At 66.1% G+C, this 24,700-nt stretch carries 24 protein-coding genes; 11 read left to right on the plus strand and 13 right to left on the minus strand.

The features are described from left to right. The first annotated feature begins 9 nt into the window (after positions 1-9). The 6 genes from BMX07_RS16140 (at position 10) to BMX07_RS16165 (ending at position 6,961) form a co-directional block, all read left to right on the plus strand. Complete coding sequence (locus tag BMX07_RS16140) at positions 10-591, plus strand: V-type ATP synthase subunit E (protein WP_090619525.1); 582 nt, start codon at positions 10-12, stop codon at positions 589-591. Further along, positions 588-1,655 carry a V-type ATP synthase subunit C gene (locus BMX07_RS16145; protein WP_090619528.1) on the plus strand — a complete coding sequence of 356 codons (1,068 nt, stop codon included), beginning with the start codon at positions 588-590 and terminating at the stop codon, positions 1,653-1,655. The genes BMX07_RS16140 and BMX07_RS16145 overlap by 4 nt, the downstream gene beginning before the upstream one ends. Next, entirely contained in the window at positions 1,652-1,984 is a 333-nt protein-coding gene (locus tag BMX07_RS16150; RefSeq protein WP_090619530.1) for a V-type ATP synthase subunit F, read from the plus strand. The genes BMX07_RS16145 and BMX07_RS16150 overlap by 4 nt, the downstream gene beginning before the upstream one ends. 3 nt (positions 1,985-1,987) lie before the next feature. Beyond that, positions 1,988-3,751, plus strand: coding sequence for an ATP synthase subunit A (locus tag BMX07_RS16155; protein WP_090619532.1), 1,764 nt, complete (start codon positions 1,988-1,990; stop codon positions 3,749-3,751). 2 nt (positions 3,752-3,753) lie between these two features. Further along, positions 3,754-5,175, plus strand: a complete 1,422-nt coding sequence (locus tag BMX07_RS16160; protein ID WP_090619535.1) for an ATP synthase subunit B — start codon at positions 3,754-3,756, stop codon at positions 5,173-5,175. Positions 5,176-5,347: 172 nt separating this feature from the next. Beyond that, complete coding sequence (locus BMX07_RS16165; protein ID WP_090619537.1) at positions 5,348-6,961, plus strand: long-chain-fatty-acid--CoA ligase; 1,614 nt, start codon at positions 5,348-5,350, stop codon at positions 6,959-6,961. A gap of 27 nt (positions 6,962-6,988) precedes the next feature. On the opposite strand, the gene BMX07_RS16170 is transcribed toward BMX07_RS16165, so the two are convergent. Beyond that, positions 6,989-7,258 carry a DUF8143 family protein gene (locus BMX07_RS16170; protein ID WP_090619539.1) on the minus strand — a complete coding sequence of 90 codons (270 nt, stop codon included), beginning with the start codon at positions 7,256-7,258 and terminating at the stop codon, positions 6,989-6,991. Between the two features lie 63 nt (positions 7,259-7,321). On the opposite strand from BMX07_RS16170, the gene BMX07_RS16175 reads away from it, so the two are divergent. From BMX07_RS16175 to BMX07_RS16185, 3 genes are all read left to right on the plus strand, one after another. After that, positions 7,322-7,525 carry a zinc ribbon domain-containing protein gene (locus BMX07_RS16175; protein WP_090619542.1) on the plus strand — a complete coding sequence of 68 codons (204 nt, stop codon included), beginning with the start codon at positions 7,322-7,324 and terminating at the stop codon, positions 7,523-7,525. A 107-nt stretch (positions 7,526-7,632) separates the two neighbouring features. Then, on the plus strand, positions 7,633-8,379 hold the full coding sequence (locus tag BMX07_RS16180) for a V-type ATP synthase subunit D (RefSeq protein WP_090619544.1): 747 nt from the start codon (positions 7,633-7,635) through the stop codon (positions 8,377-8,379). Between the two features lie 54 nt (positions 8,380-8,433). Continuing rightward, entirely contained in the window at positions 8,434-8,838 is a 405-nt protein-coding gene (locus BMX07_RS16185; RefSeq protein ID WP_090619547.1) for a DUF6276 family protein, read from the plus strand. A gap of 111 nt (positions 8,839-8,949) precedes the next feature. Here the strand turns inward: BMX07_RS16185 and BMX07_RS16190 are convergent, their stop codons facing one another. From BMX07_RS16190 to pepF, 4 genes are all read right to left on the minus strand, one after another. Beyond that, complete coding sequence (locus BMX07_RS16190; protein ID WP_090619549.1) at positions 8,950-9,348, minus strand: DUF5811 family protein; 399 nt, start codon at positions 9,346-9,348, stop codon at positions 8,950-8,952. Between the two features lie 60 nt (positions 9,349-9,408). Further along, positions 9,409-9,888 carry a pyruvoyl-dependent arginine decarboxylase gene (locus BMX07_RS16195; RefSeq protein WP_090619552.1) on the minus strand — a complete coding sequence of 160 codons (480 nt, stop codon included), beginning with the start codon at positions 9,886-9,888 and terminating at the stop codon, positions 9,409-9,411. A 252-nt stretch (positions 9,889-10,140) separates the two neighbouring features. Beyond that, entirely contained in the window at positions 10,141-11,373 is a 1,233-nt protein-coding gene (gene pan2 / locus BMX07_RS16200; protein ID WP_090619555.1) for a proteasome-activating nucleotidase Pan2, read from the minus strand. Positions 11,374-11,532: 159 nt separating this feature from the next. Further along, a complete protein-coding gene (pepF, locus tag BMX07_RS16205) occupies positions 11,533-13,326 on the minus strand; it encodes an oligoendopeptidase F (RefSeq protein ID WP_090619558.1) in 1,794 nt (597 codons plus the stop codon). A 175-nt stretch (positions 13,327-13,501) separates the two neighbouring features. Between pepF and BMX07_RS16210 the strand changes: the two genes are divergently transcribed. Further along, positions 13,502-14,872, plus strand: a complete 1,371-nt coding sequence (locus BMX07_RS16210) for a M28 family metallopeptidase (RefSeq protein ID WP_090619560.1) — start codon at positions 13,502-13,504, stop codon at positions 14,870-14,872. Positions 14,873-14,929: 57 nt separating this feature from the next. Here the strand turns inward: BMX07_RS16210 and BMX07_RS16215 are convergent, their stop codons facing one another. The 7 genes from BMX07_RS16215 to BMX07_RS16245 all read right to left on the minus strand — a co-directional run bounded on the left by BMX07_RS16215 (position 14,930) and on the right by BMX07_RS16245 (position 22,963). Next, positions 14,930-15,166: a hypothetical protein gene (locus BMX07_RS16215; RefSeq protein WP_090619562.1), complete on the minus strand. Its 237-nt coding sequence runs from the start codon at positions 15,164-15,166 to the stop codon at positions 14,930-14,932. Positions 15,167-15,261: 95 nt separating this feature from the next. Then, positions 15,262-16,125: a tRNA pseudouridine(38-40) synthase TruA gene (gene truA / locus BMX07_RS16220; RefSeq protein WP_090619564.1), complete on the minus strand. Its 864-nt coding sequence runs from the start codon at positions 16,123-16,125 to the stop codon at positions 15,262-15,264. A gap of 133 nt (positions 16,126-16,258) precedes the next feature. Further along, on the minus strand, positions 16,259-17,236 hold the full coding sequence (locus tag BMX07_RS16225; RefSeq protein ID WP_175480174.1) for a M48 family metalloprotease: 978 nt from the start codon (positions 17,234-17,236) through the stop codon (positions 16,259-16,261). A 300-nt stretch (positions 17,237-17,536) separates the two neighbouring features. Beyond that, positions 17,537-17,872, minus strand: coding sequence for a response regulator (locus BMX07_RS16230; RefSeq protein WP_245742136.1), 336 nt, complete (start codon positions 17,870-17,872; stop codon positions 17,537-17,539). After that, positions 17,799-20,228, minus strand: coding sequence for a PAS domain S-box protein (locus tag BMX07_RS16235; protein ID WP_090619569.1), 2,430 nt, complete (start codon positions 20,226-20,228; stop codon positions 17,799-17,801). Before BMX07_RS16235 ends, BMX07_RS16230 begins: the two co-directional genes overlap by 74 nt. Positions 20,229-20,787: 559 nt before the next feature. Continuing rightward, complete coding sequence (locus BMX07_RS16240) at positions 20,788-21,309, minus strand: hypothetical protein (RefSeq protein ID WP_090619572.1); 522 nt, start codon at positions 21,307-21,309, stop codon at positions 20,788-20,790. Positions 21,310-21,430: 121 nt separating this feature from the next. Further along, positions 21,431-22,963, minus strand: coding sequence for a carboxypeptidase M32 (locus BMX07_RS16245; protein WP_090619575.1), 1,533 nt, complete (start codon positions 22,961-22,963; stop codon positions 21,431-21,433). 232 nt (positions 22,964-23,195) lie between these two features. On the opposite strand from BMX07_RS16245, the gene BMX07_RS16250 reads away from it, so the two are divergent. Continuing rightward, a complete protein-coding gene (locus BMX07_RS16250; protein WP_090619578.1) occupies positions 23,196-23,564 on the plus strand; it encodes a hypothetical protein in 369 nt (122 codons plus the stop codon). A gap of 35 nt (positions 23,565-23,599) precedes the next feature. Here the strand turns inward: BMX07_RS16250 and BMX07_RS16255 are convergent, their stop codons facing one another. Beyond that, positions 23,600-24,697 (minus strand): M20 family metallopeptidase, encoded by a 1,098-nt coding sequence (locus BMX07_RS16255; protein ID WP_090619580.1) that lies wholly within the window; start codon positions 24,695-24,697, stop codon positions 23,600-23,602. Between the last annotated feature and the right edge of the window lie 3 nt (positions 24,698-24,700).

Raw genomic sequence — 24,700 nt, forward strand, 5'->3', positions numbered from 1 at the left:
TCTCTCACAATGAGTTTGGACACAGTCGTAGAAGACATTCGAGAAGAGGCCCACGCGCGTGCGGAGGACACCCGCACCGAGGGCGAAGCGCGCGCCGACGAGATCGAATCGGCCGCCGAGGAGGACGCCGACGAGATCCTCGAGAACGCCGAGCGGGACGTCGAGCGCGAGATCGAGCAGCTTCGCGAACAGCGCCTCTCCAGTGCGAAACTGGAGGCGAAACAGAAGCGCCTGGAGGCCCGTCGCGACGTGCTCGGTGAGGTCCGCGAGCAGGTCGAGGACGAACTCGCCGCCCTCGAGGGCGACACCCGCGAGGAACTCACCCGCGACCTGCTCGAGGCCGCGAGCGGCGAGTTCGACGAAGGAGACGACGTCAACGTCTACGGCCGCGCGGGCGACGAGGAACTGATCGAGTCGATCCTCGCCGACTACGACGGCTACGAGTACGCCGGCGAGCACGACTGTCTCGGCGGCGTCGTCGTCGAGAGCGACCAGTCTCGGGTTCGGGTCAACAACACGTTCGACTCGGTGCTCGAGGACGTCTGGGAAGACAACCTCCGGGAGATCAGCAACCGACTCTTCGAGCAATGAGCGCAGGCGCCTCGAATCCGGAATACGTGAACGCTCGCGTGCGGTCGCGCCGAGCCTCGCTGTTCTCGGACGAAGACTATCGCAAGCTGATCCGGATGGGGCCGAGCGAGATCGCGCGGTTCATGGAGGAGACGGAGTACGAACGCGAGATCAACGCGCTCGGTACGCGGTTCTCGGGCGTCGACCTGATCGAGTACGCCTTAAACCGCAACCTCGCCAAACACTTCCAGGACCTGCTCGACTGGTCGAAGGGACGCCTCTACGACCTCATCGCCCGGTATCTCCGGAAGTTCGACGTCTGGAACCTGAAGACGATCTTCCGAGGGATCTACACCGATTCCAGTCCCGAGGAGATCCGGACCGACCTGATCCAGGCCGGCGAACTCGACGACGCGACGATCGAACGTCTGTTCGAGGTCGATACCATCGACGATGCGATCGAGGTCCTGCGCCGGACAGTCTACTACGAGCCACTGACCGAGGCCTACGAGGAGTTCGAGGAGACGGGCGCGCTCGTCCCCCTCGAGAACGCCCTCGACCGGGAATTCTACGAGAACCTGCTCGCGGACGTCTCGAGGGGCCCGGGCGACGAACCCCAGGAGGGTCCGGAGGCGAAGTACATCGAGTTCCTCCAGGCCGAGATCGACTTCCGGAACGCCCGGAACGCGCTGCGACTCGCTCGCAGCGGGGCGGACCTCGATCCCGCCAGCTACTACATCGAGGGTGGCGTCCTGTTCGATCGGTCGGAGCTGAGCCGTCTCGTCGCCGACTACGACGCGCTCGTCGATCACATCGCCGACAACAAACGCTACGGCGACCGACTCTCGGGGGCGATGGACCGGCTGCGCGATGCTGACAGCCTTATCCAGTTCGAGCACGCACTAGATGCTGCGTTGCTCGAGTACGCGGACACGCTCTCGAGCATCTACCCGACCTCCGTTTCGGCCGTGCTGTCGTACATCCTCGCGAAGGAGCGCGAGATCGAGAACATCCGTGCGATCGCGCGCGGCCGCGAGGTCGGCCTCGACGAGAACGAGATCGAAGAGGAGCTGGTGATCCTATGAGCCAGGAAATCGCAGTCGTCGGCAGTCCGGAGTTTACGACCGGCTTCCGCCTCGCAGGCGTCAGTCGCTTCGAGAACGTCCCGGACGACGAAAAGGACGACCGGTTAGACGACGCGGCGACGACGGCCCTCGAGGACGAGGGCGTCGGGATCGTCATCATGCACGACGACGATCTCGAGTACCTGTCGCGCAACGTTCGGCAGGAAGTCGAGACGAGCGTCGAGCCGGTCGTCGTCACGATCGGCAGCGGCACCGGTGGCGGCGGGCTGCGCGACCAGATCAAACGCGCGATCGGTATCGACCTGATGGACGAGGACGAAGACAGCTAAACTATGAGCCAGGCAGAAGACATCGAATCCGTCGACGAAGACGGTGTAATCGAAAGCGTGAGCGGTCCCGTCGTGACCGCCACGGACCTCGACGCCCGGATGAACGACGTCGTCTACGTCGGCGACGAAGGGCTGATGGGCGAGGTCATCGAAATCGAAGGGAACCTGACCACCATTCAGGTGTACGAGGAAACCTCCGGCGTCGGCCCGGGCGAACCCGTCCAGAACACGGGCGAACCCCTGAGCGTCGACCTCGGACCCGGTATGCTGGACTCCATCTACGACGGCGTCCAGCGGCCGCTCGACGTCTTGGAGGAGAAGATGGGGACGGCGTTCCTCGACCGCGGGGTCGACGCCCCCGGGATCGACCTCGAGAAGCAGTGGGAGTTCGTCCCCGAGGTCGAGACGGGCGATACGGTCGAACCCGGCGACGTCGTCGGGACGGTCGAGGAGACCGTCACCATCGACCACAAGGTCATGGTGCCGCCGGACTACGAGGGCGGCGAGGTCACCAGCGTCGGGAGCGGCGAGTTCACCGTCGAAGAGACCGTCGTCGAACTCGACAACGGCGAAGCGATTCAGATGCACCAGGAGTGGCCGGTCCGCGAAGCCCGGCCCGCCGGTGACAAGGAGACGCCGACCGAACCGCTGGTGACGGGCCAGCGCGTTCAGGACGGCCTGTTCCCGCTCGCGAAGGGCGGGACGGCGGCGATTCCCGGCCCGTTCGGCTCCGGGAAGACCGTCACCCAGCAGCAACTCGCCAAGTGGTCCGACGCGGACATCGTCGTCTACATCGGCTGTGGCGAGCGCGGCAACGAGATGACCGAGGTCATCGAGGACTTCCCGGAACTGCCCGACCCGCAGACCGGGAACCCGCTGATGGCCCGGACGTGCCTCATCGCCAACACGTCGAACATGCCCGTCGCGGCCCGCGAATCCTGTATCTACACGGGGATTACGATCGCGGAGTACTACCGCGACATGGGGTACGACGTGGCGCTGATGGCCGACTCCACCTCGCGGTGGGCCGAGGCCATGCGGGAGATTTCGAGCCGACTCGAGGAGATGCCCGGCGAAGAGGGCTACCCCGCGTATCTGGCGGCCGCGCTCTCGGAGTTCTACGAGCGCGCCGGCAAGTTCCAGCTGATCAACGGCGGCGAAGGATCGATCTCGGTCGTCGGGGCGGTCTCGCCGCCGGGCGGTGACTTCTCCGAACCCGTGACTCAGAACACCCTGCGTATCGTCAAGACGTTCTGGGCACTGGACGCCGACCTCGCGGAACGGCGGCACTTCCCCTCGATCAACTGGAACGAGTCCTACTCGCTGTACAAGGACCAGCTCGACCCGTGGTGGGAGAGCAACGTCGCCGGCGACTGGGCGGAGACTCGACAGTGGGCGGTCGACGTGTTAGACGAGGAGGACGAACTGCAGGAGATCGTCCAGCTCGTCGGCAAGGACGCGCTGCCGGAGGACCAGCAGCTCACGCTCGAGGTCGCACGCTACCTGCGTGAGGCGTGGCTCCAGCAGAACGCCCTGCACGACGTCGACACCTACTGCGAACCGGAGAAGACCTACCGGATGCTAACGGCGATCAAGACGTTCAACGACGAGGCCTTCGAGGCACTCGACGCCGGTGTGCCACCCGAAGAGATCACCGACGTCGACGCTGCGCCACAGCTCAACCGGATGGGCACGGCCGAGGAGTGGGAGGAGTTCATCGACGAGATCGAGAACGACCTCAAAGAGCAACTACGAGCACTGTACTAACGATGAAAGAGTACCAGACTATCACGGAAATCAGCGGTCCGCTGGTGTTCGCCGAGGTCGACGAGCCGGTCGGTTACGACGAGATCGTCGAGATCGAGACCGAGGACGGGCGGACGCTGCGCGGCCAGGTGCTGGAATCGAGCGAGGGTATCGTCTCGATCCAGGTGTTCGAGGGGACGGGCGGAATCGACCGCAACGCGTCCGTTCGATTCCTGGGCGAGACGATGAAGATGCCCGTCACCGAGGACCTCCTCGGGCGGGTGCTGGACGGTTCCGGAAACCCGATCGACGGCGGCCCGGAGATCGTCCCCGAGGAACGGCACAACATCGTCGGCGAAGCGATCAACCCCTACTCTCGAGAGTACCCCGAGGAGTTCATTCAGACCGGCATTTCCGCCATCGACGGCATGAACACGCTGGTCCGGGGCCAGAAGCTTCCGATCTTCTCCGGATCGGGGCTGCCCCACAACGAACTCGCGCTGCAGATCGCCCGCCAAGCGACGGTGCCGGAGGAAGAGGAAGGCGAAGACGACGACGGCTCCGAGTTCGCCGTCATCTTCGGTGCGATGGGGATCACCGCCGAAGAGGCAAACGAGTTCATGGACGACTTCGAGCGCACCGGCGCGCTCGAGCGCTCGGTCGTCTTCATGAACCTCGCGGACGACCCCGCGGTCGAACGGCAGGTCACGCCGCGACTCGCGCTCACCACGGCCGAGTACCTCGCCTTCGAGAAGGGGTACCACGTGCTGGTCATCCTGACGGACATGACCAACTACTGTGAGGCGCTGCGCGAGATCGGTGCCGCACGCGAGGAGGTCCCGGGTCGACGTGGCTACCCCGGGTACATGTACACCGACCTAGCACAGCTCTACGAGCGTGCGGGTCGAATCGAAGGACAGGAGGGATCGGTCACGCAGATTCCGATCCTGACGATGCCCGGCGACGACGACACGCACCCGATTCCGGACCTGACCGGCTACATTACCGAGGGCCAGATCATGATGGATCGGGACCTCAACAGTCAGGGGATCGAGCCGCCGGTCAACGTCCTGCCGAGCCTCTCGCGGCTGATGGACGACGGGATCGGCGAGGGGCTCACTCGCGAGGACCACGGCGACGTCTCCGACCAGATGTACGCCGCCTACGCGGAGGGTGAGGACCTGCGCGACCTCGTGAACATCGTCGGTCGCGAAGCGCTCTCCGAGCGGGACAACAAGTTCCTCGACTTCGCCGACCGCTTCGAGGCGGAGTTCGTCCAGCAGGGGTACGACACCAACCGCTCGATCGACGAAACGCTCGAGGTCGGCTGGGATCTCCTGTCGGACCTGCCGAAGGAGGCGCTCAACCGTATCGACGAGGACCTCATCGAAGAGCACTACCGCGAAGACGAGTCCGAAGCCGCCGAAGTTACGGCCGACGACTAACTCGACTCCTGCTTTCGTTCGTCACGCGTTTCTCGATCGGCTATCGGCCAGCATGCGATCTCTCGGGTCACGTCGAGCGAGCCGTCTTCGGCCGTCGAGTTCGCGCCGAGAACTATCAGCAAATACGACAAATCGAAACAACCGTATGCTCCGCCAGTGAACCGCGGTATGCATGCACAAACCACTACTCGTGCCGGAGTTCCTCGACCGGGCGCGAACGCACTACGGCGACGACGAGGCGGTCGTCGCCACCACGGGGGAGCGGTTCACGTACGACGAACTGGGCGAGCGAGCCGACCGATTTTCCGCGGCACTGCAAGCGCGCGGGATCGAGAAGGGGGACCGCGTCGCCGTCCTCGACCCGAACACCCACTACCACCTCGAGGCGGCCTACGGGACCATGCAGATCGGGGCGATCCACACGCCGCTGAATTACCGGCTCACGCCCGACGACTTCGAGTACATCCTGTCGGACGCGGGCGTCGACGCAATCTACGCCGACTACGACTTCGCCGACAAGATCGAGGCGATCCGCGACGAGGTGCCGACGGAGACGTTCGTGACGAACGACGCGGACGCCGTCGATGGTGACTGGGAGGAGTTCGACGCGGTGCTCGAGGAGGCGGGCACCGAGTACGATCGCCCCGAGATGAGCGAGGACGAACTCATCACGATCAACTACACGTCGGGGACGACGGGCGATCCGAAGGGTGTCTGTCGCACCCATCGCTGCGAGACGATCCACGCGTACCTGCTGGTCGCCCATCAGGAGATCACCGACGACGACGTCTACCTGTGGACGCTGCCGATGTTCCACGCGAACGGCTGGGGACACATCTTCGCGATCACGGGGATCGGCGCGAAACACGTCTGTACGCGCGGGGTCGACGCCGGGGACATCTTCGAGGCCGTGCGATCGGAGGACGTGTCGTACATGTGCGGCGCGCCGACGGTGCTGAACATGCTGGTCGGTTACTACGAGGAGACCGACCCCGAAACGACCGGCGAGAGGGACGTTCGGCTCGCGACCGCGGGCAGCGCACCGCCGGAGGCGACCATCCGGACCGTGGAAGACGAGTTCGGCTGGTACCTGAAACACGTCTACGGCGCGACCGAGACGGGGCCACTGATCACGACCTCCGACGCCCGCCGACACTTCGACGAGGACAGCGACGACCGGTTCCGGATCAAGAAACGGCAGGGGCTGGCCTACCTCGGGACCGAGATCCGGGTCGTCGACGAGCACGGCGAGGACGTCCCACGGGACGACGAGACCCTCGGCGAGGTCGTCGTCCGCGGCAACCAGATCATGGAGAAGTACTGGCAGAAACCCGAGGCGACCGCGGACGCGTTCACCGACCGCGTCGAGGGCTACTACCACACCGGCGACCTCGCGACGATCGACGAACACGGGATGATCGCGATTCAGGACCGGAAGAAGGACATCATCATTTCGGGCGGCGAGAACATCTCGAGCATCGAACTCGAGGACACCCTGTTCGATCACCCGGAAGTGTCGGACGTCGCCGTGATTCCGTCACCGAGCGACGAGTGGGGCGAGACGCCGAAGGCGTTCGTCGTCCCCGCGAGCGACGATCCCGACGACCCCGGCGTGACGGCGGACGACCTCGAGACCTTTACTCGAGAGCACCTCGCGGGCTACAAGACCGTCCACCGGATCGAGTTCGTCGAAGAGCTCCCGACGACGGCGACGGGGAAGGTCCAGAAGTACGAACTCCGACAGGAGGAGTGGGGCGACGAAGATCGAATGGTCGGGCGGGGGTGAGTCGGCGACCGCCGGGCCGCTCGAGCGTTACGCGCGTCGATCCCCCCACTCGTCGTCCCGATCGGTGTCTTCGCGTCGATTCCGACGGCCGACGGCCGCGTGATCGTCGCTGGCGGCGGCCCGATCCGGGCCGTCCGTCGAGCGCGAGCGGTTGCGACCGCCGTGCGCTTTGGCGATTCGTTCCGCTTCCGCGCGGTCGACCACGGTCGGGTCCGCCGTCTCCTGACTGATCGCCAGCCAGAGAAGCAGCGGAATCGCGAGGGAGACTACCAGGAGGATACCGAGCACGACGGACATGGCTCGGCGGATACTCGAGCGGCCGAACACAAAAGTTTTGTGTGGTGACAGGAAGTTTCGTGCATGAAAGACGCCGATCGCGGCTGTCCGAAGTGCGACCACACGGAGACGGAGATCGACGAAATTTCGACGACCGGAAGCGGTCTGTCGAAGATGTTCGATATTCAGAATCGGAGCTTCATGGTAGTGAGCTGTCGAAACTGCGGCTACTCGGAACTCTATAAGGGCCAGTCGTCGGGTGACATGGTCGATCTGTTCCTCGGCTAGGTCGCGGCGGGGGCGAACCGACGGCGTCGATTCGCCTCGAATCGGGCGCGTGGGGAGCGCGGAAACTGTAAACAGTTATCCGACTGGGGGCGCTATCCACCCACAAGATGGCCAACGACGTCAAGCCCACCCGCAAGAACTTGATGGCGATCGAGGATCGCATCGAGCTCTCCGAGCGGGGGCACGGCACGCTCGAAAAGAAACGCGACGGGCTGATCATGGAGTTCATGGACATTCTGGACAAGGCCCAGGACGTCCGCGGCGACCTCGCCGACGACTACGAGGCCGCCCAGAAGAAGATCAACATGGCCCGCGCGATGGAGGGTGACGTCGCGGTCCGCGGTGCCGCAGCGGCGCTGCAGGAACACCCCGAGATCACCACCGAATCGAAGAACATCATGGGCGTCGTCGTCCCGCAGATCGAGTCCTCCCGGGTCTCCAAGAGCCTCGATCAGCGCGGCTACGGGATCATGGGCACCTCCGCCCGCATCGACGAGGCCGCCGAAGCCTACGAGGACCTGCTGGAGAGCATCATCCTCGCCGCCGAGGTCGAGACGGCGATGAAGAAGATGCTCCGGGAAATCGAGACCACGAAGCGCCGCGTCAACGCACTCGAGTTCAAGCTCCTGCCGGAACTCTACGAGAACCAGGAGTACATCGAGCAGAAGCTCGAGGAACAGGAGCGCGAGGAGACGTTCCGGCTGAAGAAGATCAAGGAGAAGAAGGAGGCCGAAGAGAAGGCAGAGCGGGAGGCCGAGAAAGCGGCCGAAGCCGAGGAAGCGGAAGCGAAACAGGACGAACTCGACGACGTCCAGCCGGATACCGCCGCACAGTCCCCCGCGGCCAACCAGTAAGACGCGGCCCCGCTCGCTGCGGGACGCGACTCGACGGCGACGCACGACATTCCGATGGCCTGTTCCGAATGCGGCTCGTCCCCGATCTCGTTTTCCGTCCCGGAGGAGTACCGCTCGGACGCGCCGGCGGAGGCCGCGGTCGTCTCCCTCTGCCCGCACTGTTTGACCGTCGAGCCGGTGACGGACGAGCAGCACCGGGCCGATACGGCCCCCGATTTCTCGCGAGTCGGCGACGGGTTCCCGACGCGGCCCGAGCGGGCGGTTCCGCTCGCGCTGGCGCTCGGCCTGTGCTCGTCGCTCGCGACGAACCGTACTGCGATCGAGTTGCTGCTCAGAGAGGTCGAGCGAACCGGTGCCGACCCCCTCCTGATCCTCGAGCGACTCGGTACCGATCCGTCGGTCGATCCGGTGATCGACCTCGAACGGCGACGACATCAGCTGGAGCAACTGCTCTACTGACGCGGTCGGGCTCGCGAGATCGGCGACGAGTACGGCGTCGCGAGGAGTGGCCGCCAGTCGCGCGACCGACGGAACGGAAGCACTGTCAGATCGGACGGCAGCGGGTTCGGGTTACTTTCCGGTCGGCCGCACGCTGTCGCTGACGGCCTGTTTCACCTGCAGCGCGGCGCTCGCGGCCAGCCCGCGGGCGACTTCGTCGCGTTCGTCGGCGGTGATGACCTCTTCGGCGGCCGCCGCCTCCTCGAGGTCGGGCGTGAAGCCGGCGCTGACGGCGTGTCCGACGGGGGGACGGACGGCGACGGTGACCTGCGGGCCGGTCATGCCGCTCGAGACGTCGGCGTCGACGACGTATTCGTTGGGGAGGAACTCGCGCGTGCGGGCGGCGATCCGCGAGACGTCGCGGTGAAGCAGTCGTTTTTGCGCGCTCGAGAGGTCCGGAACGTCCGCCGCGGCACGTTGCCCAGCCCCAGTCTCGCCCGGTAGCCCTGCGTACGGCGTATTTCCGTTCATGAGAAGTGTGTGCCCGTAGCAATGCGCTGCCCGGTGAAAAGGGTTCGCTTTGAGACAATCCTAGATGATCGGCTCGCTCTCGCCGTAGACGGCGAGGACGAGTGCCGTCGTGTACGCCCCTGCCTCGGCCTGGCGGCTCTCGACGGCGACCCGCGGGTCGGTGAACTCCCAGTCGCGGAGCCCCTGTCCCGCGGCCAGTCCCTCGCGGACCCGGCGTTCGACGCCCTCACGGTCCGCCTCGCCCGCGGCCTCGTAGAACAGTCCCGGTCCGTCGTCGACGGACTGCGCCCACGCGAGGGCGGCGCTCGCGCGGCCGGGACCGGCAGTCGTCGCTCGCGCTTCGACGACGGTCAGTCGCTCGCCGGCGGGGCCGAGGTCGGGTGCGGTGCCGACGGCTTCGACGGTCGTCTCCGCCGGGATCACGGAGGAGACCGAGACGAGATTATAGTTCTCGACGCCGGCCTCGGCGAGGGCGGCGTCGTAGGAGGCCATCGCCGTGGGTGCCGACGCCGACCCCCAGACGACTCGAATCGTTCGCATAGTCGCTCTCGGGGACGAGCGGCGTAAGGGCTTGCGATCCGGAATCAAGTGGAGAGACGGAACTGTTCGATGGCCGTGAGCGGGGCTCGAAGAGCTGAGGGCTCCGCGAGCCGGGGGAGGGCAGGCTGTTCACCGTCACTCACCGCGAGCGAGCGGGCCGACGACCGACTCGGAGTGAGAGGTTGCGCGGCGCTTCGCGCCGCGAATAGACGAGCAGTGAAACCGCGAGCAGCGAACGGAGAGGAACGTTCGTTACTGGTAGAAGTAGCCGGCCGACGAGATCACGTCGCTCGAGTCGTCCTCTTCGATCTTCTCTAAGGCGTCGGCGAAGTCCTGGTGGGAAACCTCGTCGCGGTCGTTGCGGATAGCGAACATCCCGGCCTCGGTGGCGAGGCTCTCGATTTCGGCACCGGAGTAGCCGTCGGTGTCGTCGGCGAGCGCCGCGAAGTCGACACCGTCGGCGATGTTCATGTTCCGGGTGTGGATCTCGAGGATCTGTTCGCGGCCCGCCGTGTCGGGTTCGGGGACTTCGATCAGGCGGTCGAACCGGCCGGGACGGAGGATGGCGCGGTCGAGCATGTCGAAGCGGTTGGTGGCGGCGATAATGCGGACTTCGCCGCGGGCCTCGAAGCCGTCCATCTCGGAGAGCAGCTGCATCATCGTCCGCTGGACCTCGGCGTCGCCGGAGGTCTTGGATTCGGTGCGGCGGGTGGCGATGGCGTCGATCTCGTCGATGAAGATGATCGCGGGCTGGCGCTCGCGAGCCATCTCGAAGAGGTCGCGGACGAGCCGCGAGCCCTCGCCGATGAACTTGCGGACGAGCTCCGAGCCGGCCATCTTGATGAAGGTGGCGTCGGTCTCGTTGGCGACGGCCTTGGCGAGCATCGTCTTCCCCGTCCCCGGCGGCCCGTACAGCAGGACGCCGCTCGGCGGATCGATACCGACCTCGGCGAAGAGTTCGGGCTCGGCGAGGGGCTGCTCGACGGCCTCGCGGACCTCGCGGACCTGCTCGTCGATGCCGCCGATATCGGCGTAGCTGACCTCGGGCTTCTCGGTGATCTCCATCGACTGCGCGCGCGCGTCGGTCTCGGCGTCCAGCACCGACTGGATCGCGAACGAATCGTTGACCGCGACCCGGTCGCCGGGCTCGACGCGGTCGACGATCCGCGAGGAGACGTCCGTGAGCACTTCCTGGTTGTTCCCGTGTTGCTTGACGATGACCTGCTCGTCGTCGAGGACGTCCTCGACGGTGGCGATGTACAGCGACGAGCTCTTGAGCGTCTCGTTTTCGCGTTCGACGCGATCGACTTTCTCCCGGAGGCGCTGGCGGCGGTCCTCGGCGTCGTCCAGCTGGGCGGACAGCTGCTCGTTGACGTCGACGAGATCCTCGTAGTGCCCGCGGAGCGCCTCGAGCCGTTCGTCGTCGGGGAGATCTGAGTCGATATCGCGGTGAGGTCGGTCGGGAATAGACGGGCTTCGAGACATCCTGATGTACGCCGATAGGATTCCGACAGTAAATGTGCCTTTGGGTCCCGGAGGGATTTCTCGACGATTCAACTACACTCCCCTTGCACAGACAGGGTCGATCGGCCGGGGACGGCGACCCCGGCCGAGCCGGCCGAGCGGGGCGTCGCTCGGTGACGGTTAGTCGAGCAGCGATTCGAACTCGTCGAGGCGCTGTCCGTAGGTCTCGAGCGCGCGGTCGATCGGCTCCGAGGAGTTCATGTCGACGCCGGCGATCCGCAGCAGTTCGAGGGGGTACTCGCGGGAGCCGTGGCGGAGGAACTCGAGGTAGTCGTCGGCGGCGGGTTGGCCGCGTTCCAGCACGTCGTCGACGATGGCGAGCGCGGCGGAGATACCGGTCGCGTACTGGTAGACGTAGAAGGCCCGGTAGAAGTGGGGGATGCGCATCCACTCGCGGGCGATGCGGTCGTCGATCGCGGCGGGTGCGTAGTAGTCCGCTTTGAGCCCGCGGTAGAGGTCGTCCAGCCGATCGGCGGTGAGCGGTTCGCCGTCCTCCTCGAGTCGGTGGGCCTCGTGTTCGAACTCCGCGAACAGCGTCTGTCGGTACAGCGTCGATCGGACGCGCTCCAGGAACTCGTTGAGGACGTGTCGCCGGAACTCGGTGTCGTCGACGGTCTCGAGCAGGTGGTTGGTCAGCAGGGCCTCGTTGACCGTGCTGGCGACCTCGGCGACGAAGATCTCGTAGCTCGAGTAGATGAAGGGCTGTTCGTCCTTCGTGAGCTGGGAGTGCATCGAGTGGCCGAGTTCGTGGGCCAGCGTGTACATCGAGGAGATGTCGTGCTGGTAGTTCAGGAGGATGAAGGGCTGGGTGTCGTAGGTCCCGCCGGAGTAGGCACCGGACTGTTTCCCCTCGTTCTCGTAGACGTCGATCCACCGGGAGTCGAGTCCCTCGGCGACGCGGGACTGGTACTCCTCGCCCAGCGGTTCGAGCGCGTCGACGACGTACTCGGTCGCCTGCTCGTACTCGAGGTCGGGCCCCTCGTCGCCGGTCAGTGGCATGTAGAGGTCCCACATCTGCAGCTCGTCGACATCCAGCGCCCGCTGTTTGAGCGCAGCGTGGTGGTGGAGCTTGTCGATGTTGTCGTGGACGGTATCGACGAGGGTGTCGTAGACAGCGACGGGAACGTTCGGCCCGTCGAGCGCGGCCTCGCGCGCGGTGTCGTAGTTGCGCGCTCGAGCGGTTTTCACGTCGGCTTTGACGCTGTTCTTGTAGCTCGCCGCGACCGTGTTGCGGACCGACTCCCACTCGTCGAAGTACGACTCGTAGACGCGCTGCCGAAAGTCGCGATCGGGTCGCTTGAGCAGGTTCGTGAAGTTGCTCTGGGTGATCTCGACCGCGTCACCGTCCGGGTCCTCGACGGTCGGGAACGACATGTCCGCGTTCGAGAGCATGTTGTACACTTCGCCCGTCGCGCCGGTCACCTCGCTCAGATCCGCGAGCAGGGCTTCGACCTCGGTCGAGCGCGTGTGCGGTTTCATCCGGAGCACGTCGTCGACGTAGTGGTCGTAGGTCTCGAGGGCCGGCTCCTCGTCGACCATCGCGTCGAACTCCTCGCGGGTCAGCTCCTGCAGCTCGGGTTCGATGAAGGAGGCTTCGGACTGGGCATCGGCCGCCAGCGACTGCGATCGAGCCGTCAGCGCCTGATACTCCTGGTTCGTCGTGTCCTCGTCGCGGCGCATCCGGGCGTAGGCCGCGACCGTCGACACCTCGCGCATGATCTCGTCGCGCAGCTCGAGCACCGCGAGGAGGGTCTCGGCGTCCTCGATCGCGCGGCCCTCGTAGGCGGCGAGTTCGTCCACGCGCTCGGCGACGGCCTCGTAGGCGTCCTCCCAGTCGTCGTCGGTCGCGTAGATGCTCTCGAGGTCCCACTTGTACTCGGTGTCTATCTCCGAGCGCTCGGATACCGAACTCATACTCCGTATGAGTCGATCCCCGGAGGTAAGGTTTATCTTTGTCGCCGGTTCCGACCGCCGGTTCGGCGGTGACGCAGGTCGCTCCTCGTCCGACGGACGAGCGGAAGCGCGAGTCGGCCCTCGTACCCCTGATCGCGCCCCGACCGCTTTTTTCGATCGACGCGGAAGGACGGGTATGGACGACAGCGATCCCGATCCGGCCCTCGAGCGGGCGATCGGTCGGGCCTGGATCGACGATCGACCCTGGGACCTGCTGACTCGACTGGCCGAGCTGCCCGACCGGATGGGCGGCTCCGGCGGCGAGCGCCGGGCGGCCGAACTCGTCCGCGACGCGCTTGCCGACGCCGGACTCGCGGACGTTCGGTTCGACGAGTTTCCGATGCAGCACTGGGAGCGGGGGACGACCGAGTTCGCCGTCTTCGGCGGCGACGGCGCGACCGACGCAGAACGGATCGAGCGGTCGTTCGAGGCGATCGCGCTGCCGTACTCGCCGGCGGACGACATCGAGGGGCCGCTGGTCGACGTCGGATACGGCACCCCAGACGAGATCGACGACGCCAACGTGCGGGACGGCATCGCCGTCGCGAGCACGACGACGCCGCCGAACGAGCGGTTCGTTCACCGGATGGAGACGTTCGGGCACGCCGTGACGGCGGGAGCGGCGGCGTTCGTCTTCGGCAACCACGTACCCGGCCAGTTGCCGCCGACGGGGGCGCTCAAATTCGACACCGAGGCCGCGGTGCCCGGAGTCGGCGTCAGCGCCGAAACCCGCGACTGGCTCACCGACTACGCCGACCGCGGCGCGCGGGCGCGACTTCGCGTCGACGCGACCACGCGAGGCGGCTCGAGTCAGAACGTTCACGGCACGCTCGGCCCGAAGACGGACGAGGAGGTGCTCGTCCTCGCTCACTACGACGCCCACGACATCGGCGAGGGCGCACTGGACAACGGCTGTGGAATGGCGACCGTCGTCGGCGCGACCGCGGTCCTCGCGGCGATCGAAGACCAGCTCGAGCGGTCGGTCCGGATCGCCGGCGTCGGCTGCGAGGAACTCGGGTTGCTCGGTGCGGAGGCGCTGGCCGACGAGCTGGACCGCGAGTCGATCCATGCGGTCGTCAACGTCGACGGCGCGGGGCGCGTTCGGAACCTCCGGGCGCTGTCCCACGGATCCGAGGCCCTCGCGGCGCTGGCCGACGACGTGACCGACGCGGTCGATCGGCCCGTGGTCCACGATTCGGAGCCGCACCCGTTCAGCGACCACTGGCCGTTTCTTCGAGCGGGCGTGCCGGCACTGCAACTCCACAGCGAGCCGCCGGCGGGCGGCGAGCGCGGCCGTGGCTGGGGGCACACGGCGGCGGACACGCGCGACAAGGTCGATTCGCGAGTTCTGCGGGACCACGCGATACTGACGGCGCTGCTCGTCCGCGAACTCGCGGCCCGAGACGTACCGCGGATCGACGGGGAAGCGCTCCGCGAGCGGCTCCGGGACCAGGCGTACGAGCCCGGCATGCGTGCGGCGGGGATCTGGCCCGATTCCTGGCCCTGACCGACCGATCCCCGGCGACGGTGCCGGAGCAGGCTCGAGTTACACGCTCGCCGACGGCTAGGTCTCGGCGTCGACGGCCGTCCGGACGACGCGAGCGACGCCCAGCATCGCGAGGAAGCTCCCGACGAAGACGAGCATGACGAGTAAAACGATGCCGAGCGCGGACGCCCCGACTTCGGGGTGGGTCCGCAACGGCGACGTGAGCCGGAGTCCGAAGAAGATCACGAGGATTCCCGCGGCGACGCGGATCGACGCGCGCCAGTAGGTTCCGTACTCTTCGGGCGACAGTTCCATGCGCCGACGTGTGTCCGCCCTCGTGAAAAGCGCTCGGACGGGGTTCGACGGTCGCCGGCGGTTTGCCGTCGCGCTCGAGCCGGGCCGACCGGTGCTCAGCGCATCCCGTCGGCCACGCGCCCGGCGACGCGCGCCCCCGTCCGTCGGTCGATCCGGCGACGATCGAACACCGCTCGAGCGCTCTCGGCCGCCACCTCGTCGATCTCGAAGCTGAGAGCCGGGTAGCGAACGTCGGTCAGGACGAGCGGCTCCGGCGGTGCAGGGGCGATCCCCTCGTGGCCGGGCAACGGATCGGGCTCGAGGACGCGGTCGACTTTCGCGAGCGGCGACTCGCCGGTCCCGATCGCGCGAGCGAGCGAGACGAGCCGGCGGACGAGTTCCCGTGCGAAGCCGCCCGCGCTGACCGTGACGACGAGATAGTCGCCGTCCCGATCCGTCGCGAGCGTCAGCGAGCGCTCGGTGTTGTGATCGTCGGGCGTCAGGTTGTGGACGTCGTGCGTTCCGGACAGCGCCTCGCAGGCCGCGCGGAACCGGTCGTCGTCGACGGCGGGGGCGATCGGCTCGCGATCCGGGTCGGCCGCCGCGTCTTCGGCCGGTGGCGCGTACAGGTAATAGGTGTACTCTCGGCTGCTCGCGTGGTGGGTCGCGTGGAACCCGTCCGGCGCGTCGGCGGCCGCCCACGCTCGGATGTCCGCGGGGAGTTCGGCGTTCAGCGCTCGCGGCGCGAGCCAGTCCGGGGCCTCGAGCGCGATCGTCTGCGCCAGCGCGGAGACCCCCGCGTCCGTGCGGCCGGCGGCGGCGTAGCCGGCGGGCTTGTCCGCGTCGCGCTCTAAAACGTCGAGCGCGCGGCAGGCGTCGAAGATCGCGTCCTCGACGGTGGGCACGTCGGGTTGGGGCTGGCGCTGGAAACCGTGGTAGTCGGTCCCGTCGTAGGCGATCCGGAACGCGCGGAGGGGCATCGTTCTCGAGTCGATCCAGCGGGGCCAGGGTGTTATACCGTTCGCTGTGCCGTGACACCGACTCGCGACGCTCCGTTCGGCTCTCCCCGGCGCGAAGGTCGGCCGTAACGGCTCCGGTATCGGGCCGACGGGGCTACTGCTCGCGCTCGAGTGCCGTCAGCGATTCGATCCGTTCGTCCGTCGGCGGGTGCGTTTCGAAGAGGAACCGCTCGAGCCGGTGGAGTCGTCTTCGAAGCGACCAGTGCGACGGTTCGACGTCGCCCTCGGGTCCAAGCATGATCTTTTCGGGTTCCGCCGGCTCGAGCGAGAGGATCGATACCGAAGAGACGCCCGACGCGTCACGGAGGTCTCGAGACGGCGTATCGGCGATCTCCCGATCCAATCGCTGGAGCGCACTGGCGAGAGCAGCGGGTGAGCCGGTTACCTCCGCGGCCGCCCGATCCGCCGCTCGTTCCCTGACTCTGGTGAGGCGGGCCGTGATCGTCCGCCCAACGATCCAGACGCCCGTCGAGAGCAATCCCAGCGGGACGGTGACGATCGCGGCCCACCCGGGGTCGTCGATCCGATCGATCCGCGACCGCAGCCCGTCGGCGAGTACGACGGGGAGCGACACGGCCGTCACGACTATCGCGTCGCGGTTTCTGACGTGAGCGAGTTCGTGTGCGATCACCGCCTCTAGCTCGTCTCGCTCGTCGAGCGCGTCGATCACCCCGCGCGAGAGCACCAGATGAACTGACTCCGGTCGGAATCCGACGGCCAACGCTTCGGGCGCGTCCCGCTCCGAGACGGCGATCGTCGGCACGGGGACGTCGAGTTGGGCCGCGACCCGCGTCGTCGTCTCGTACAGCACCGGAGCCGTCTCTCGGTCCACCGGCTGGGCGTCCGCGAGCCGCTCGATCGTCTCGAGGTGTCTGTACTCGAGATAGCCGATCGACAACAGCGTTACGGCGGTGCTGACGAACGCGATCCGGGATGCAAACGCGAGCCCGAAAAAGGAGAGAACGCCGTAGAAAACGGCCCAGACTCCCACGAGCAGCCCGAGTGTGACGACCGCGAGTCCGAGGAGGGCAGCAACCATTCGCGCGCGAAGACCAGTTGGTCTGGCGGTCATGGTCGTCGAATTCGGATGCGCGGATAAAGTGTTATCGAAGAGACGGGTTCGGCGGGGTTCCCGTGACCGGAATTCGATACCGAGCCCGATCACGACGGGACGAACAGCAAGGCTCCGTTGAAATCCAATTGTTCAGAGATATCGTAGCGTGAAACGCACGCTCGCTACACGTGCGAACGCAGCGGTGACGGTTGGATACCTCCCAGAGCTGTTGACGAAGTCGTGCTGAATACGAGGCACGTATCCTGCAGCCCTCTCAAAGATACTGTTGCCTCGATTTCGCGCGCCTGCGCCGTATCGTTACTCGTTCGTTGATGACAGACGGACGACTGCAAGCCAGAACTCCTCGAGCGTTCGGATGCGGTCGGTGAACGCGTCGGGGCTGACCGGCCTGGTGAGGTATGCGTTCGCGTCTTCCACGTAACGGAAATCCAATGCCGCTTGCCCGTCCGTGACGGCCCGAAGGTCGTCGCTGATCCGTTCATCCTCGAACGCCTCCCGTGTTCGTCGAACGTCCCCGAGGGTATCCTCGACGAGCAGAATCTCGGCTGGTTCACGGCGATCAGTCGTCGATTCCCTCCGCTGTCGTGGTCTGTCCGGTGGACTGATCGCCGGGATCACGTGACCGATTCGCATCCGGAATGGTGAAGTAAAATGTCGATCCGTCACCCGGCTCGGACTCGACCCAGATATCACCGCCGTGTCGGTCGATGATCTCCGTACACAGCGCCAGCCCGATACCGGTTCCCGAGTGTTCCTCGGCGGTGTGAAGCCGCTCGAACACGTCGAAAATACGGTCGGTCTGCTCAGGGTCCATCCCGATGCCGTTGTCGGCTACCTGGAACACCCACTTCCCACCGTCACGTTCGGCGCTGATCTCGATCTCCGGGGGATCGTCGCCGTGATACTTGATGGCGTTCGAGACGAGGTTCTGAAACACCTGTTCGAGCTGATTCTGATCGATCGGGACCGTCGGCAAGGATCCGATGTCGATTTTGGCGTCGTTCTCTTCGATCTGTCGCTCGAGGTTTCTGAGCGCGTTCTCGATGACCGCACCACAATCGGTGGGTTCGAGCGGTGCGGCCTCGGTATTGATCCGCGAGTACGCGAGCAGATCCTCGATCATCTCACGCATCCGCTCGGCACCATCAACCGCGAATTCGATGAATTCCTCGGCGTCCTGATCGAGTTCGTCCGCGTATCGACCTTCGAGGAGTTGGAGGTAGCTCGACACCATCCGAAGGGGCTCCTGGAGGTCGTGGGAGGCCACGTAGGCAAACTGTTCGAGTCGCTCGTTGGACTCCTCGAGCTTTCGTTGGTACTCCTTCAGTTCGGTGATGTCGCGGGTGACGCCCACCCGCCCCATCTCGTCATCGATTTCGAGGGGGACGAACCGGTTGTGTACGACGCGGACCTCGACATCCGGCCCGATGATTTCCGTCTCGAACTCGACTGAGTCGCGTTCACCGTCGATGAGTTCGCACCATTCCTCCTCGTCCGTGTCCACGAAACGCTCGCCGAAGAAGACCGAACCGTGAGCGCCCAGCAACTCCTCCCGGGTGTGCTGACTCATCGAGACGAAGGCGTCGTTGACGAAGACGATGTGGCCGTCGCCGTCGGTGGCGTACACCCCGTCGTTGACGGTCTCGACTATCCGCTCAAACCGCTCTAACTGCTGCTCGCGTTTCTTGCGCTCGGTGACGTCGTTCGCGTCGCCGACGATTCGATAGGCGTCGCCGTTCTGGTCGTAGATAGGGGTAGCCCGATCGTGGATCCACCGAACCTCGCCGTCGGGCCGAACGATCCGGTACTCGGCCTCGTGCCTGTCTTGCACCTGTTTGTGGAATTCCTCGAGCACCCGCTCCCGATCGTCCGGATGGATCGTCTCGGCCCAAGCCGTGGCGTTCTCGTAGAGGTCTTCGCGGTCCACTCCCCAGACCTCCTCGTAAGCGGGGTTCACGTAAAGGAGCTCCTGCTGATCGGCAGTCGTCATCCAGACGACCTGGTCGAGGTGCTCGGCGAGCTGTCGGAATCGGCGTTCGCTCTCGCGAAGCTCCTGTTCCATCCGCTTGCGCTCGGTGATGTCGCGGACGACGCCGACACGACCCCACCCGCCCTCGACCGGAAACTGCCTGAGCCGGCTCTCGACGGTGATCGCTTCGTCCTCGGCTGTGTAGATCTCCTCCTCGAACGAGGCGACATCCGTCTCGCCGGACTCGAATTGGTGCCGCGCCTCCGCGTCGATGTCTTCGAAATTTGTCCCGAACACCGCCGAGGCGTAGGTCCCCAGAAGCTCCGAGCGGTCGAAGTGCGTCATCGAGACGAACGCGTCGTTCACCCGCTGGAACCGCCTTGCCTCGTCGAGGACGTAGACGCCGTCGTCGACTGTTTCGACGATCCGCTCGTACTCTTCGAGGTTTTCTCGGGCTCGCCCCAGTTCCGTATTGCGTCGTTCGAGTTCGCTTGCGCGCGTTCTCGCCCGGGAGTCGTGGAAGCCGATAGCGTACCCAGCGATGCCACCGAGTGAAGCCAGGTTGAGGATGACGCGAGGGGGGTCGGTCAAGTTTCCGGCGGCTGGCTGGACGTGATAGAGCCAGAGAGTCGTGGCCGTCACGACAACGCTACCGACACACCAAACACCGATAACCGGATAGTAGCGAGGATCGATGTCGGTATCCGGTAACTGGGACGAGGAGTAGATGAGGATGGCTCCTGAACCAGCGGATAAGCTGAAGGCGATAAATATGTCGAACGGCGGCGCGTTTCTCGAGGTCAACGTATACGCCAACGCGGCGGCGAGGACGATCAGCAGGCCCCCGAGGAGCACGATGGAGTATCGCCCACTAACGGCGCGCATCCACCGATGCCTGTCAATGGCGCGGATCAATCGGCGTACGCCAGTCACCTCCTCACGAAGAGTCGCTTGCTTCCTTGAGGTGTTCTTGGTCTGAGATCGGTCGCTTGTGTCCGATCTTGTATTCTCTCTTGTCATTCCTCGGGAGGTCCTTTACTGCGGAACGCGTGGGGCAGCTACCGCGTTCCCCGCAATCGCCCCTTTCGTCAGTGGGGATCGACGTTGGGCGTGACCTAATTGTCCATCTGGTATCGGGGGGACGGGGATAATCCTGCTGGTTGTCCCTACCTGTTCCTGGGTAGAAACGAAGGCGGTAAGCGGCTCACCGAGTATACGCCGGCCTGTTGTTGATGCGCTGCTGCAGACACACTCCGTATGCAGCAGGGTGTTTTTGTCAGATATTGAATTATCGAAGGGCTGCTCTGGTACCGCCTTCGTCTGTACGTACCGCAGTGAACTCCGAAGCCAGCATCTTCTACGGATTTCAACAGAGCCAACGGCAACCAACGCGACACGATACCGCTTCCGTCCGAACGTCGCTCGAGACCCGCGCCCAGCGGCGAGCGCATCGCGAACCGTCGGAGTGCAGCACCGAAGACGGTCGAACGACCAGTGTCGTACGCGGTTACTGGCGGTCTCACGGCCCGAACCCGTACCGATCGCCGGGAGCCGCTTCGACGGCACTATCGGTGGCGAGTCACAGTTCGTCGCCGCTGTCGAAACCGCGGGAGTCGGATTCGTCGAACCCGAATTCGTCGCCGTCGGTGTCGCCGACTGCTGTCTCGTCGATGTCGAACTCGTCGGTCTCGAGTGCCGAGCCGTCGGCGCTGATGGCCCCGTCCTGGATCTCGATGGTGACCCCGTCCTCGCCGCCGCTCGAGCCGAGGAGCCGGGTGGTCGCCGTCTCGAGTTCCTGGTTGACCGACCAGACGAACCGCAGCACGGACTCGAGTTCGGTGCCGGCCTCGCGGACGCCGCGCTGTGGCGAGAGGTCGCCCAGGCTCCGCGCGCCCTCGGGATGGAGGTACTGGATCGGGTGGTCGGTGGGGACCTCCTGCAGGTCGACGTCGAACGACCAGAGGTACGGCAGGGCCTGAATGGCGTAGCCCTGGGGTTTCGGTGCCCGCCGACCGGCGGCGGTCAGCGCGACGTTGATCGCCGTCGACTCCGCGTCGGTGTCGAAGTAGATGCCGGGAGCGCCGGGAATGGAGACTCGCATACTCGTGGGAGGGGGCCGGCACGGGGAGAGTCCGGCCCCTGCAGTCCCAACCTCGTTTTATACGACGGTAGGCGAAATCGCCGACCGATCGCCGGGCCGTCCGCGGCCGATCGCGGTCCCTTCAGTAGTCCTCGAGGTCGTACAGCTCACCGTACTTCGACGTGACGTACTCGAGGAAGTGGTCCGCGGTCAGCTCCTCGTCGGTGGCCCGTTCGATCAGATCGGGCGTGACGTATCGTTTGCCGTGTTGATGGACGTTCTCGCGGAGCCAGCCGTTGAGTTCGTCGAACTCGCCCTCGCGGATCTCGTCGTCGAACGCACCACGGTCGGCTTCAGCGGCTGCGTACAGCTGCGCCGCGAGCACCGACCCCAGCGAGTACGTCGAGAAGTAGCCGAAGTCGCCGTGGGACCAGTGGATGTCCTGCAGGCAGCCCTCCGCGTCGGTCTCGGGGCGGACGCCGAGGTACTCCTCGTACTTGTCGTTCCAGACGTCGGGGACGTCTTCGACCGCGAGGTCGCCCCGGATCAGATCGCGCTCGATCTCGAAACGGATCACGATGTGGAGGTGGTAGGTGAGTTCGTCCGCCTCGACGCGAATGAGGTTGTCGTCGTGGACCTGGTTCGCCGCCTCGTAGGCCTCCGCGGGCGTGACGTCCGCCAGTTCGGGGAAGCGCTCGCGGGCGATCGGGAGGAAATGCTCCCAGAAGGGGCGAGAGCGGCCGACGTGGTTCTCCCAGAGACGGGACTGGGACTCGTGAACCGAGAGGTCGCGCGCCTCGCCGAGCGGCGTCCCGTAGCCCTCGTCGGGGAGGCCGAGCGTGTAGTTGGCGTGGCCGAACTCGTGGATCGTCGAGGTGATCGATCCCAGGAGGTCGTCCTCCTCGAACCGGGTCGTCACGCGGGCGTCGAACTGCGTGCCCGACGAGAAGGGATGGGGTGCCGTGTCGAGGCGGCCCCGATCCCAGTCGTACCCCAGCGAGTCCAGCACGTCGCGGGCCAGCGCCTCCTGGTCGTCGTCGTCGAACGCGCCCGCGAACGCGTCGGTGGCGAGGTCGGCGTCACTGTCGTCGATCGCGTCGATCAGCGGGACGAGTTCCTCGCGGAGCCGCTCGAGGACCCGTTCGGCCGTCTCGAGGTCGATATATGGCTCGTAGTCCGCGAAGAGCACGGCGTAGGGGTCGGCGTCGGGATCGATGTGCTCGGCGTACTCCCGTTTGAGGTCGACCAGTTGCTCGAGCGTCGGCGCGAAGTGCTCGAAGTCGTCGTCCGCCTTGGCCTGCTTCCACTTGGGGTGGGCGTTCGACGCCGTCGCGGAAATCTCTTCGACGAGGTCCTGCGGGACGCTCGTCTCTCGGTCGTACTGGCGGCGAACCTCGCGGACGACGGCCGCCCGGTCGCCCTCGAGGTCGCTGGACTCGAGTTCGTCGAGCAACGCACCGGTCTCGTCGGCGGTCAGGAGCTCGTGGCTGAGCGAGGAGAGCGTCGAGAGCTGTTGCGCTCGGGCCGGCGTCCCCTCGTCGGGCATCACGACCTCCTGATCCCACCGCAGGATGCCGGCGGCGTTCCCGACGTTCGAGATGCGTCGGACGCGCGCTTCGAACTGGTCGTAGGTGTCGCCCTCGCTCGCGTCGCTCTGGGCCTGATCTGTCGCCATAGACGGATCGTTCGCTCGGCAGCGGTATCAACGTCGTGGTTCCGGACGCCTCGAGTCGGCGGCCGATCGACGGCGAAGAGCGCGTCGCGGACGTATCGGGTTTCGAGACGGTCCGTCCGCCGGCTCGTCGACATCGAGCGTGGCCATCCCGGCGAAATTGCTCGGATATGAGAACGATGTCGAACGTGCAAGCAATGACTTATTCGGCCGATCTGACGTACGTCGGCTCGCTATGGCCCTCGCTTCACCAATCGCGTCAGCCGTCGTGTTCGTCGTGAGCCTGCTCATCGGTGCGCTCGGCATCTACGCCGGAGCGCGCGTCATCGTCGGACGGGGGGACTACGATCACGCCATCGTCACCGCGCTGATCGGGGCGATCGTCTGGGCGGTCGTCGGCTTCCTCGTCGGCTGGATTCCGCTCCTCGGACCGTTGCTCGTCCTGGCCGCGTACATCGGCGTCATCAACTGGCGGTACCCCGGCGACTGGACCGCCGCGGCGATGATCGGCCTCGTCGCGTGGGTCACCGTCCTGATCGCGCTGTACGTCCTCGCCGTGCTCGGGATTACCGGCTTCGGCGCGGTCGGCGTCCCCGGCGTCTGAGAGCGGTCAGTCGCGGCCGAACTGCCCCGACGGCGTCACCCCGCCGTCGGCCACCGCTGTGCGACCCGCCGGTACGTCTCGCGGCACCGCTCGAGGACGCCGATCGAGACGCTCTCGTCGTCGGTGTGGGCCTCGCCGGGTTCGGAGGGGCCGTAGATCACACACTCCGTGCCGGCCGCGGAGAGCCAGCCCGCGTCGGTCGCGTGTGGTTTCGTCACGAGTTCGGGGTCCCCGTCTTGCACACCGTCGGCGGCCTCGAGAACGGCCTCGGCGAACGCCTCGTCCGTACACCGCATCGCCGGCAGGTCCTGATCGACCGTCCACTCGATTCCGTCGAGTGCCGCCACTCGCTCGAGCGCGGCGCGCTCGCCGGGCACCGTCCGCTCGTCGACCGTGAACGTACAGCGGGCGGGGACGACGTTCATCGCGGTCCCGCCCTCGATCTCGGTGACGGTGAGTCGGCCCTCGAGGCGCTCGCCCGCCGCGTCGACCGACGGGCGCTCGAGGTCGCGAACGCGGTCGACGGCCGCGGTCGCGCGGTAGATGGCGTTCTCGCCGGCGTTGGCCTCGCTGGCGTGTGCGGCGGTGCCGTGGGCGGTTATCGTGCTTCCGCGCCGACCCTTGTGGGCGACGGCGACGTCGGTGACGTCTTGCCCCGAGTAGTTCGTCGATCCCTCGCCGACGACGGCGTAGTCCGGGGAGAATCCGCCGTCGATCGCGTACTGCGCGCCGACGCCGCCGATCTCCTCGCCGACGAAACTCGCAACGACGAGTTCGCCGGCCGGGTCGGCGTCCCGAAAGGCGAGCAGCGCGGCCGCGACTGCGCCCTTCATGTCAGCCGTTCCGCGTCCGTAGAGACGGCCGTCTCGCTCCTCGACGGCGTATTCGGTCGCATCGTCGCCGCTCCCGTCCGCCACCTGCGACGCGGCCGGCTCGACGACGTCGTGGTGGCCCACGAACGCGAGCGTCTCCTCGCCCGTCCCCTTTCGAGCGATAACGTTGCCGACCGAATCTCGAGTCACGTCGGCGTCCGTTTCGCGTCGCAGCCACGCCTCGAGGAAGTCGCCGGCTGCGGCCTCGTCCTCGTGGCTGGGGATCGAAACGAGATCGCGTGTCAAGTCGACGAGGGACATAGC

Origin of the sequence: Natrinema salaciae (assembly GCF_900110865.1) — an archaeon.
GTDB classification, from domain to species: domain Archaea; phylum Halobacteriota; class Halobacteria; order Halobacteriales; family Natrialbaceae; genus Natrinema; species Natrinema salaciae.

Excerpts from the sequence above, each read along its gene's own strand:
- BMX07_RS16190 (WP_090619549.1), bottom strand. The coding sequence starts at position 9,348 with ATGAACGGAAATACGCCGTACGCAGGGCTACCGGGCGAGACTGGGGCT.
- BMX07_RS16155 (WP_090619532.1), top strand. The coding sequence starts at position 1,988 with ATGAGCCAGGCAGAAGACATCGAATCCGTCGACGAAGACGGTGTAATC.
- BMX07_RS16225 (WP_175480174.1), bottom strand. The coding sequence starts at position 17,236 with ATGACCGCCAGACCAACTGGTCTTCGCGCGCGAATGGTTGCTGCCCTC.
- BMX07_RS16170 (WP_090619539.1), bottom strand. The coding sequence starts at position 7,258 with ATGTCCGTCGTGCTCGGTATCCTCCTGGTAGTCTCCCTCGCGATTCCG.
- BMX07_RS16230 (WP_245742136.1), bottom strand. The coding sequence starts at position 17,872 with ATGCGAATCGGTCACGTGATCCCGGCGATCAGTCCACCGGACAGACCA.
- pepF (WP_090619558.1), bottom strand. The coding sequence starts at position 13,326 with ATGAGTTCGGTATCCGAGCGCTCGGAGATAGACACCGAGTACAAGTGG.
- BMX07_RS16245 (WP_090619575.1), bottom strand. The coding sequence starts at position 22,963 with ATGGCGACAGATCAGGCCCAGAGCGACGCGAGCGAGGGCGACACCTAC.
- BMX07_RS16195 (WP_090619552.1), bottom strand. The coding sequence starts at position 9,888 with ATGCGAACGATTCGAGTCGTCTGGGGGTCGGCGTCGGCACCCACGGCG.
- BMX07_RS16255 (WP_090619580.1), bottom strand. The coding sequence starts at position 24,697 with ATGTCCCTCGTCGACTTGACACGCGATCTCGTTTCGATCCCCAGCCAC.
- BMX07_RS16210 (WP_090619560.1), top strand. The coding sequence starts at position 13,502 with ATGGACGACAGCGATCCCGATCCGGCCCTCGAGCGGGCGATCGGTCGG.
- BMX07_RS16140 (WP_090619525.1), top strand. The coding sequence starts at position 10 with ATGAGTTTGGACACAGTCGTAGAAGACATTCGAGAAGAGGCCCACGCG.
- BMX07_RS16235 (WP_090619569.1), bottom strand. The coding sequence starts at position 20,228 with ATGACAAGAGAGAATACAAGATCGGACACAAGCGACCGATCTCAGACC.
- truA (WP_090619564.1), bottom strand. The coding sequence starts at position 16,125 with ATGCCCCTCCGCGCGTTCCGGATCGCCTACGACGGGACCGACTACCAC.
- BMX07_RS16180 (WP_090619544.1), top strand. The coding sequence starts at position 7,633 with ATGGCCAACGACGTCAAGCCCACCCGCAAGAACTTGATGGCGATCGAG.
- BMX07_RS16165 (WP_090619537.1), top strand. The coding sequence starts at position 5,348 with ATGCACAAACCACTACTCGTGCCGGAGTTCCTCGACCGGGCGCGAACG.
- BMX07_RS16145 (WP_090619528.1), top strand. The coding sequence starts at position 588 with ATGAGCGCAGGCGCCTCGAATCCGGAATACGTGAACGCTCGCGTGCGG.
- BMX07_RS16150 (WP_090619530.1), top strand. The coding sequence starts at position 1,652 with ATGAGCCAGGAAATCGCAGTCGTCGGCAGTCCGGAGTTTACGACCGGC.
- pan2 (WP_090619555.1), bottom strand. The coding sequence starts at position 11,373 with ATGTCTCGAAGCCCGTCTATTCCCGACCGACCTCACCGCGATATCGAC.
- BMX07_RS16240 (WP_090619572.1), bottom strand. The coding sequence starts at position 21,309 with ATGCGAGTCTCCATTCCCGGCGCTCCCGGCATCTACTTCGACACCGAC.
- BMX07_RS16160 (WP_090619535.1), top strand. The coding sequence starts at position 3,754 with ATGAAAGAGTACCAGACTATCACGGAAATCAGCGGTCCGCTGGTGTTC.
- BMX07_RS16250 (WP_090619578.1), top strand. The coding sequence starts at position 23,196 with ATGGCCCTCGCTTCACCAATCGCGTCAGCCGTCGTGTTCGTCGTGAGC.
- BMX07_RS16215 (WP_090619562.1), bottom strand. The coding sequence starts at position 15,166 with ATGGAACTGTCGCCCGAAGAGTACGGAACCTACTGGCGCGCGTCGATC.
- BMX07_RS16175 (WP_090619542.1), top strand. The coding sequence starts at position 7,322 with ATGAAAGACGCCGATCGCGGCTGTCCGAAGTGCGACCACACGGAGACG.
- BMX07_RS16185 (WP_090619547.1), top strand. The coding sequence starts at position 8,434 with ATGGCCTGTTCCGAATGCGGCTCGTCCCCGATCTCGTTTTCCGTCCCG.